Genomic DNA, 8,954 nt, shown 5'->3' on the forward strand with positions numbered 1-8,954 from the left:
AGAGGCCCACCGGACCCTCCCGCGCCGTCACGTCAAAATCATGCCAAATTCAGTCGGTTCTTCGAGGCGTCCAGCCCTGTCATCGGGTCGGCTGCGGAAGTGGCCAGACTGTAATCCTGCGCACCTCATAGCGGCCGGGAAATCGGGTGGTCCCGTCAGGGTATCCGCCCCAACTGCCTCCCACCGCAAGGTTGGCGATGACATAGGCTTCCTGGGTGGTGAGCGCCGCAGGTGTCGGTGCTCGGACCACGGGCTTGCGGTCCACGTACCAGATCGTCTCCTCGCTGCGCCATAGAACCCCGTAACGATGAAAGCCCGAAGAGACGTCGAAGTCGAGGCGAATGCGCATGGTCTTCTTGTGCGGTCCGGCGATGACGGTGCAGAAGATCGTGTGCGGATCGCCGAGCCCTTCGAATATGTCGATTTCGCCGTCGTCTGGCCATGAGCCGCCGACCGGCATGAGCCAGAATGCCGGCCACATGCCTTTGCCGGCGGGCAGGCGTGCTTCGATCTCGAAGTAGCCGTATTTCTGGGAAAAGCTGAACTTGCTCGTGATCGCACCGCCATAGAACGGCTTGTTCCAGGCAAGGGCGCGCGCTTCGGGGGGAGTGCGGCTTGCCAATATGGTGAGCTTTCCCGGTTCGTGCCGGAACGGATCGAGCTTCAAAGGGTGGCGCGCAGGCCCCGCCGGAGTCATTCCGGCGAATTGCGCGTCCGATGCGAAGCTGCCTGCCGACATCTGGCGATTGGAAACCGATCTCGCGCCGCCGTAACCGAACACTGTACGCCACCGGTGGGGCCGGGCGGGCCTTGCCTGATCGATGCCGTGATCGAAAGTCTCGAAGCGCTCGTCGAACGATGGAGCGGCAAGCTGCGCAAACAGCTGTGCGCCGTCATCGGACAGCGAAGGCGCGTCGGGGAGGGAGGGCGAAGCGAGGAACAGTAACATCAGGCCTGCCGCTCCCCGGAAGCGCTGAAGATGCAACCGGGTCGATCGCCGGATGATGATCGGGAAGGGCATGGATACTCCGTGGCTCGGGCTACGCGCGGCATGCTACGTCAGTGTGAGATTCCCCGGCGGATGTTTTGCGTCCGGATTGGAGGACGTTGCCGTTCCCGCAGGGCGGGTGGAGTTCTAGTATCGGCGGCAGGTGTCCAACGACAGGACCTCATGTTCTCAAGCCTGGATTGCGATGACCCTGCCTCGACACCTAAGTCCGATCATATCCGTGCTCATGGTGGCGCGAAACGCGGCTCGGTTCATCGATGCCGCACTCCGCTCGGCGCGGGCGCAGACACTGCGGCAGATCGAGATCGTGGTCGTCGATGATGGCTCCATCGACGAAACCGCCAGTATCGTGAGATCGCACGCGAAAGTCGATGGCCGCGTGCGCCTCGTCGCCGGGCCATCCAGGGGGCTCGGTGCGGTCCGCAATGTCAGTATCGCATCGGCCAGGGGGCGTTTTGCCGCCGTTCTGGATGCCGACGATCTGCTTCATCCCGACCATCTCGAAGCGCTGCTGGCATTGCAGGCGGCAACCGGCGCGGCAATCTGCGCGAGCAACATGGTCGCTTTCTCACAGGCTGCGCGGGGAATTACCGCCAGCGCCTTCGCGGCGGGCCAGGAATGGCAGTGCCGGCGTGAAATAGCGCTCGACGAATATATCCGGTGCGGCATGATCGGCACGCGCAACGTGTCTCTCGGTTATCTCAAGCCATTGTTCGACATGCGATTTCTGCGCGATTTCAATATCGCCTATGACGAGCGCCTCCGCGTTGGCGAGGACTTCGATCTGGTACTCCGGGCCATGCTGGCGGGCGGGCGTTTTCATTTCTCGCCGCAGACCACTTATTATTACCGGCGGCATGCGCAGTCCACGTCGCATCGTCTGGCCCAATCCGATCTGCGCGGGCTAATGGCCGCAGCGCGGGACTATATGCTGCATCGACCCGACCTGGGGCTGCTGCTGGGCGGGCGTATCGACAATCTCGAGGGCGCCCGGCGGCAAATCGGCGCTCTTGAGGCCTTGCGCGCCGGACGCATGCTGACCGCGCTTCGGTGCGTCGGGCGTCATCCGGGCGCCCGCGATCTCCTGCTGTCCAGCTTGCGGGAGAGTTGCCTCAAGCGGCTCGGGCTGTGGGATGATGGAGATCGCAATGCGGCCGATCGCGCGGGATGCCCTGCCGTTCCGGGAAACCACCTGACCGCCTTGCGACGCCTGCTGCAACCGGCGCCGTCGCCATTTTGATGGAGCCTCGATGCGTCCCGTCATTTTTCTGTTTCCGCATGATCGCATGGATATCGGCGGCAATTCCGCGCAGGCCCGTTTCGTGGCGGCGTGCCGGGGGTTCGGACATGTGCAGGTCGCGTCCTACGAGGAGCGCGTCGCCGGATGGCTTTACCTTGACGATGTTCTTGAAGATCCTGCCGTGCCTGCCAAGGGCGCTTCGGCGCCGATGTTCATCGTTCACTGGGGACCTGACGTGGCGCGCCTGCTCGACAGGCTCGTAGATCGCGACGTGATCTATTTTGCGCATTCCACCGGATGGGGCATGGCCATGCCGCCGCGCGTGCCGATCCTGTGCGTCAGCCGCCACACGATGGCATTCTGGGGGCGGCATGCGCCGAACTCGTACATCGCTCTGGTGCCCAACATCGTGGATATTCGGCCTTGGACCGGACCGTCATCGCGGGACATCGACGTGCTGGTCCAGGTGCGCAAGTCGTCCCGCTACCTGCTCGAAAAGCTGGTTCCGGCTTTGGAAACATGTTGCAATGTCATTGTGCTGGACGGCTGGGTTGACGATCTGGGATCATGGTTCGGTCGCTCGAAGGTCTATCTTTACGATTCCCTCGAGCACTGGGCCGGTGTGGGCGCGACCGAGGGCTTTGGTCTGCCCCCGATCGAAGCCATGGGGCACGGCTGTATCGTGTTCTCGAGCGTGAACGATGCGCTGGCGGATTACCTCGATCCCGGCTTCAACTGTCGCAAGATTCGCGTGCATTCTCTTGCCTGGGACGTGGCTGCCATCCTGCAGGCGGTCAAGGACGGCGCGCCCGCTCCCATGCAGGGCGAGGGATTTCAGATGTACGCGCCGGAAAACGTGGCCGATCGCATGGCCGCGATATTCCGGGACATCGAGCAGTTTTTCGCCCTGGTTGGCAATGTTGCGCCGGATATCGAAGATATCTGGGCGCAACGTCAGCCGACAGCCCTGCAAAGAGCGAAGCGCGCGGTCAGGATACTGGCGGGCGTGTGATCGCCGATGCCGGGGGGAATTCCGATCGCGAGGCAACCCGCCACCTGTGCGTCCGCCCGATACGAAAGCTGCCCCGGGCCGGTGCCATGGCCGGAAAGAGGCAGTTTCGTTCACATAAAGGCGTAGTGTCGGACTTTGTAGCGTCGGACTTTGGGGCCTCAGTACTTTACGCGAAGGCGGGTGTAGTAAAATCCGCCGTTGAAGCCGAAGGGGCCGCCGTTTCTCGGATAGATCTGTCCGTCAGACGTGCCTCCGGTGAGCGGGTAGATCGCCACGCTCGACGTCGGAGCCAGGCGGTCGGGCTTCTCGTCGGTGAAGTTCTGCGCACCGACCGCCAGCGTGAAGTGATCGGCGAACGTATAGCTCAGTTCCAGGTCGGTCGTGAACTTGCTGCCGAACACTTGGTTGGGCACCCCGTTGGTCTGCCCGTAGTCCTGCGCAGAGGTCCATGAGCTGTAATAGTTCTCACGAACGGTGAAGCTTAGGTTGTCCAGCGTCCAACTGGCGTTGAACACCGCGCGGTGCTTGGGCGCGAGATTCTCCGCATCGATGAGCTGCGCGGTGCTGACCACTTGCGTGTCGTAGCCCGTCACCTTGGTCTTGTTGTAGTTGTAGGCCAGTGAGAAGTTGAGCTGGGCTTCGGCAAGCGTGGTGCGCCACGTCGCCACGGCGTCGATGCCGCGTGTGCGCGTGCGGAAGCCGTTGGTGAAGTACTGCACTTGTCCGCCGATGCCTACCGGCAACAGCGCCGGTTGCGCTGCAAGATCTGCGGCAGTGACGCCGAAGGGCTGGGTCAGGCCGATGCGATCGCGCAAGTTGATCTGGTACGCATCGACCGTGAGGGTCATCGCCGGGGCAGGCTCGAAGATGAAGCCGAGGCCATAGTTGGTCGATTTTTCGGGAGCGAGGTCGGTGGCGCCGTAATACTGGGCCACGGGGTTGTTGGTCGGGTATGTGCCGCTCTGGAAGGCGACCCCGTTGTTGAACGACGTGGTCACGATCGACACGTTCGACTGCCCCGGCGAGGGCGCATGGAAGCCGGTGCCGATGCTGCCGCGGATCGAGAAGATGTCCGCCAGCTTGTACAGCGCATTGAACTTGCCCACCCAGGCGTCGCCGAAGGTATTGTAATGCTCGTAGCGGCCAGCGGCGCCGACGGTCAGGGCATCGGTGATGTCGGTTTCGAGGCCGATATAGGCGGCATAGGCTTTCTGGCCGAACTTGCCCGCGGTTTCCGGGCTGGTGCCTGCATAGCCGCTCGCGCCGACGCCCTGTGCGGCGCTGGTGCCGGAGAAGGAATACACACCGGGGGCCGTCTGTGTGTAGAGTTGCTGGGCGATCGCATAAGGCCCCGCGCCGTAGGACTGCGCGTCACCGGCGGTCTGTTCGTAGGTTTCCTTGCGATATTCCGCGCCCGCGGAAATGGTCAGCGGCGCGGCCAGTCCCAAATCCATCGCATACGTGAAATCGGCGTTGAAATTCAGCTCTTTCTGGATGAGGTCACCGAAATTGAAGCTGGTCTGCGTATCCGGCCCGTAAGAGAAGTTCGCCGAGTTGTACATCGACAGCGACAGCGTGTTGCGTGCCCAGGTGCCGGACAAGTCGTAAGTGAAGTTGCCGGCGGTGCCCTTGTAGCCGACAACGCCGTAGATTTCCTCGGTCTTGCCCACGAAGCGCGGTGTGAAACCGGCGGGATAGAGTTCGGCGAAACGGAACGTGTTGCCGTCGACCACGAATCCATCGGTCGGGCAGGTTGCGTTTCCGGCCGGGCAGGGCGTGAGATAGAACGTATTGTTGAAGGCGCCGTTCGCGCCCTGGTTGCGCACCACTCCGTTTGAATCGACAGCGGTGCTGCTGACCGACGGGCGGTAGTTGAAGCTCTGGTCACCCTTGTTCTTGGCGAAGTTGCCGAAGAAATAGATTTTACTGTCTGATGTGACGTTGAGCGCCGCGTTCACGACTGACTTGAACCCGTGTTGCGGCGAACTGCCCCAGATCTGCACCGGGTCCGGGTAATTGGGCAACTGGGATGCGAGGTCGGGAAAATTGTTCGCGAAGTTGGCGGCAGACGGGCGCTGGCGGCCGCGACTGGTCTGTCCGTCGTCGGTGTATTCGCCGGTGACGTTGATGAAGCCCCAATCCCCCTTGAGACCGGCATTGCCCGCGATCTGGTAGCTTTCTCCGTCTCCCGCGTAGTATTGGCCAGCGCGTCCGACCAGTTCGATGCCCTGATCCTCCCGCAAGCCGTAGTTGAGCACGCCGGCGATTGCGTCCGAACCGTACTGCGCGGTCGCACCTTCGCGCAGTACCTGAATGTTGCTGACGGCAAGCGCGGGGATCGCGGAAATGTCGGGGCCTTGCGCACCGCGCCCGAGGCCGGTGTCGCTGCCGCCGTAGACTTGCACGAGGGCCGAGCGATTGTAGCGCTTGCCGTTCAGCATCACCAGAACCTGGTCACCGGACAGACCGCGCAGCGAGGGCGAGCGCACGAAAGTCGATGCGTCCGAAATGGCGTTCTGCCCCACGTAGAACGATGGAACGATGTTCTTGAGAGCATCGATCATGTTGGCGGAGGGCTGCGCCGCCAGTTCCTGGGCGCTGATGACATCGACCGGAGATGCGGAATTGGTCAGCGTACGGTCCGTTCGGCGTGTACCGAGGACGACGATATCGTTGGCTATCGCGGCGTCCGAATTCATGCCGGGCGCTGCCGGGATCGCGGGATCGCTTTGTGCGAAGGTTGGGGTCGACGAAAGGAGTGCGACTGTCAAAGCTACGGTAGACGTCGTATATCTGATCATCCTGTGGCCCTCTTTTTTGTAGAAGTGGCCTTCAGGTATCCTTCCCGTCGAACGCCCCCCGCTTCATGCGGCCGATCGGAACGGTCGCCTCGGGGTGTCGTGTGCTTGACGTGCGCGAAAGACCATGCCGGATCGCTTGGAGAGAGCGGCAGTCATCGCATCGGAAATCGCCATTCCGGTATGGATTCGATGATTACGGTAATTTGCAACGGTAATCGTCAGGGATTTTCCCTGATCGTCAAGTATAGGTGAAAATATGTTGCAACAGTTTAATTGTGTTGCGAGCGATAATTCTCAGTACTGAGTATCGCATTATTCATCGCGGAGGTGATGCAATTACGATCAGCGATTGTGTTCGTGCCGAACGATATCGTTAACCCATCATAATGGGGCGCGTCTGGCAAACGAAAATGCGGAGATCATGGAAAAATTTCAGTTATGTTGCAGATTTATCTCACTTGCCGCGTGTCACGTGAAAACAAGTTGCCTAAGGCAATTATACTGAGCGCGGTGGAACAGGATGAACTCGTAAGGTCACTAACGAAGGCACGTCTTCTGCTGGATCCCGGCGCTGCGCTGGACTTCGTCATTCGGCCCGCACGGACCGGTGAGGCCAGCCTGGTCGCGGCGCGGCAATCAATTCTCTATGCGCCCAGCCATGGCCGGCGGCGTCATGGCGGGCGCGGTCTTCCTGACCGACGAAGGGAAGGACTGGCCCGCCTTCGCCTTCTGCAAGTGGAGCCTGTCGCGCGTGAGAAACGATACGATCGGATCACGCTCTGGACACACACCGTTCTGGAAGCTGTTCGCCGTATCTATGCGCGCAATGGCTTCTAGGGTGTCGAAACCAATCACGAGTTCGGCGAACCGGTTCGAGGCGAGACCTGGTTTTTGATGCTTATGGCATAAGCGCCATCGCTCCGGTATCGCGATGCATCGCTGCGTCCTGCACTCCGAGCGTTATGGACGCGCGAACAAGATCGGGTACCGAGCGCAACTGCATCTTGCGCATCAGGCTGGCGCGGTGAAGTTTGACGGTGATCTCGCTGATATCGAGTTCCCATGCGATCTGCTTGTTCATGAGGCCGCGAACGACACCTTCCATCACCTGACGTTCGCGGCGGGTGAGCGTGTCGAAGCGGCGCACGATGATGCCGCGCCGCTGTGCGGCCGAGCGGCGCTCGATGTCGATATCGAGGGCATGTTCGACGGCGCCCAGCATGTCGCGTTCGTCGAACGGGCGCGGCAGGAAGTCCACGGCCCCGGCCTTTATCGCACGAACGGAGAGCGGCACGTCGATTTCGTCGGTTACGAAGATCACCGGGATCGCATCCCCCCGTTGCTTGAGGCGCTCGATCAGTTCGATGCCGTCGATCGCGGGCAGACGCACATCGGCGACGATGCAACACGGCGCCTCAGGCAGCCGTGCATCGAGCAAGGCACCGGCCCAGGCGAATGTCTCGATCAGGTAACCCTCGTCGCGCAGCAGGGCATGCAACCGCGAACGGGCCTCTCCCTCGTTATCGACGATCAGGACCTTGCCCGGCCTTGCGCTTTCATCGGCGGGATTGCGCATCGGCTGGTTGATGGAATGGGTCATTTCACTACTCCTGCTGCCGGAGTCGGAAATGATCCAAAGTGCACACAACGGGCAATCCCCTCTTTCGGGGGGCTTTCCTTGCCAGCCGCAGCGGGACTACACGCAGGCAATGGAAGACAGCGAATTTCAGGCCCCCATCCGCATCGCCGTGGTCGACGACCACCCGCTTCTGCGCGACGGCATCGTCGCCGTCTTCGCGACCCAGCCCGATCTGGAACTGATCGCGGTGGGTGAGGACGGCGAGGCGGCGGTCCGCATCTATCGCGAGGCGCGCCCCGACATCCTGCTGCTCGACCTGCAGATGCCCAATGTCGACGGGGTGGAGGCGATGACGCGCATCCTCGCCGAATTTCCCGAGGCGCGCATCCTGGTGCTCACGACCTATTCGGGCGATGGCCGCGCGACGCAGGCGATCAAGGCGGGGGCCTCGGGCTACCTGCTCAAGAACAGCCTGAGGACCGAACTGCTCGACGCGATCCGCTCGGTCCATCGGGGCGGCACGCACTTCGACAGGCAGGTGTTCGGCGCTGCCGACCGCGAGGCCAAGCGCCTGACCGCGCGCGAGAGCGACGTGCTGGATCTGGCGGCGGCGGGCAATTCCAACAAGCAGATCGCGGCGCGGCTGTCACTGTCCGAGGACACGGTGAAAGGCTATATGAAGGCGATCTTCGCGCGGCTCGGCGCGATGGACCGCACGCATGCGGTGGCGATCGCCGTGCGCAACGGGTTGATCGAGCTTTAGATTCTTCCCCTCGTCATTGCGAGCGTAGCGAAGCAATCCATGGCCGCGCAAACCGCCCTGGATTGCTTCGCTACGCTCGCAATGACGAAAGAGGTGAGAAGAGGAGACCTTACCGATACGCGATCTTCGCGGGCAGGCTCAGCCGGATCGAGGTGCCCTGTCCCGCCGCATTGGCGATCGCGAAGGCGCCGCCCAGCCGCTCGATCCGCTCGCGCATGCCAGTGAGGCCGAAGTGCCCCGCGCGCCCACCGGCCGCGCGCACGTCTTCGGGCAGGCCGACGCCGTCGTCCACCACCCGCAGCGAAAGCCGGTCGCGGCCGTGGTGGATCTCCACCCGCACCATGCCCGCCCGGGCATGCTTGACCGCATTGGCCAGCGCTTCGCCCACCGCGAGTTCCAGTTCCTCGGCGACCGGAGCGCCGACCAGCCGCTCGGGGCCGTCGACCTTGACCTCCCACGGCAGGGTATCGCCCACCACGCGTGCGGCGCAGGCGCGCAGGGTTTCGGCGATGCATTTGGGCTCGGCATCCTCGCGCAGGCCCCGCACGCG

At 62.5% G+C, this 8,954-nt stretch carries 8 protein-coding genes; 4 read left to right on the plus strand and 4 right to left on the minus strand.

The features are described from left to right. Positions 1-79: 79 nt before the first annotated feature. Positions 80-1,021 carry a glycoside hydrolase family 16 protein gene (locus tag LH128_RS31305; RefSeq protein WP_008828851.1) on the minus strand — a complete coding sequence of 314 codons (942 nt, stop codon included), beginning with the start codon at positions 1,019-1,021 and terminating at the stop codon, positions 80-82. 172 nt (positions 1,022-1,193) lie between these two features. Between LH128_RS31305 and LH128_RS06770 the strand changes: the two genes are divergently transcribed. Both LH128_RS06770 and LH128_RS06775 read left to right on the plus strand, forming a co-directional pair. Then, a complete protein-coding gene (locus LH128_RS06770) occupies positions 1,194-2,249 on the plus strand; it encodes a glycosyltransferase family 2 protein (protein WP_051211433.1) in 1,056 nt (351 codons plus the stop codon). Positions 2,250-2,259: 10 nt separating this feature from the next. Continuing rightward, positions 2,260-3,261 carry a glycosyltransferase gene (locus tag LH128_RS06775; RefSeq protein WP_008828853.1) on the plus strand — a complete coding sequence of 334 codons (1,002 nt, stop codon included), beginning with the start codon at positions 2,260-2,262 and terminating at the stop codon, positions 3,259-3,261. 158 nt (positions 3,262-3,419) lie between these two features. On the opposite strand, the gene LH128_RS06780 is transcribed toward LH128_RS06775, so the two are convergent. Continuing rightward, on the minus strand, positions 3,420-5,960 hold the full coding sequence (locus LH128_RS06780) for a TonB-dependent receptor plug domain-containing protein (RefSeq protein WP_008828854.1): 2,541 nt from the start codon (positions 5,958-5,960) through the stop codon (positions 3,420-3,422). Between the two features lie 540 nt (positions 5,961-6,500). Between LH128_RS06780 and LH128_RS34370 the strand changes: the two genes are divergently transcribed. Continuing rightward, complete coding sequence (locus LH128_RS34370; RefSeq protein ID WP_327195085.1) at positions 6,501-6,899, plus strand: hypothetical protein; 399 nt, start codon at positions 6,501-6,503, stop codon at positions 6,897-6,899. Positions 6,900-6,960: 61 nt separating this feature from the next. On the opposite strand, the gene LH128_RS06790 is transcribed toward LH128_RS34370, so the two are convergent. Further along, the gene (locus LH128_RS06790) at positions 6,961-7,662 is read right to left on the minus strand and encodes a response regulator transcription factor (RefSeq protein ID WP_008828856.1); all 702 of its coding nucleotides are present in this window, start codon (positions 7,660-7,662) and stop codon (positions 6,961-6,963) included. Positions 7,663-7,771: 109 nt separating this feature from the next. On the opposite strand from LH128_RS06790, the gene LH128_RS06795 reads away from it, so the two are divergent. After that, a complete protein-coding gene (locus LH128_RS06795; RefSeq protein WP_008828857.1) occupies positions 7,772-8,404 on the plus strand; it encodes a response regulator transcription factor in 633 nt (210 codons plus the stop codon). A 109-nt stretch (positions 8,405-8,513) separates the two neighbouring features. On the opposite strand, the gene LH128_RS06800 is transcribed toward LH128_RS06795, so the two are convergent. Next, positions 8,514-8,954: sensor histidine kinase (locus LH128_RS06800; RefSeq protein WP_008828858.1), on the minus strand; the 441-nt coding region annotated here is incomplete at its 5' end.

Source organism: Sphingomonas sp. LH128, assembly GCF_000293195.2.
GTDB classification, from domain to species: Bacteria; Pseudomonadota; Alphaproteobacteria; order Sphingomonadales; family Sphingomonadaceae; genus Novosphingobium; species Novosphingobium resinovorum_A.

What these genes read in the sequence shown, in the direction of transcription:
- LH128_RS31305 (WP_008828851.1), bottom strand. Translation starts at nt 1,021, where the DNA reads ATGCCCTTCCCGATCATCATCCGGCGATCGACCCGGTTGCATCTTCAG.
- LH128_RS06770 (WP_051211433.1), top strand. Translation starts at nt 1,194, where the DNA reads ATGACCCTGCCTCGACACCTAAGTCCGATCATATCCGTGCTCATGGTG.
- LH128_RS06775 (WP_008828853.1), top strand. Translation starts at nt 2,260, where the DNA reads ATGCGTCCCGTCATTTTTCTGTTTCCGCATGATCGCATGGATATCGGC.
- LH128_RS06780 (WP_008828854.1), bottom strand. Translation starts at nt 5,960, where the DNA reads ATGAATTCGGACGCCGCGATAGCCAACGATATCGTCGTCCTCGGTACA.
- LH128_RS34370 (WP_327195085.1), top strand. Translation starts at nt 6,501, where the DNA reads ATGTTGCAGATTTATCTCACTTGCCGCGTGTCACGTGAAAACAAGTTG.
- LH128_RS06790 (WP_008828856.1), bottom strand. Translation starts at nt 7,662, where the DNA reads ATGACCCATTCCATCAACCAGCCGATGCGCAATCCCGCCGATGAAAGC.
- LH128_RS06795 (WP_008828857.1), top strand. Translation starts at nt 7,772, where the DNA reads ATGGAAGACAGCGAATTTCAGGCCCCCATCCGCATCGCCGTGGTCGAC.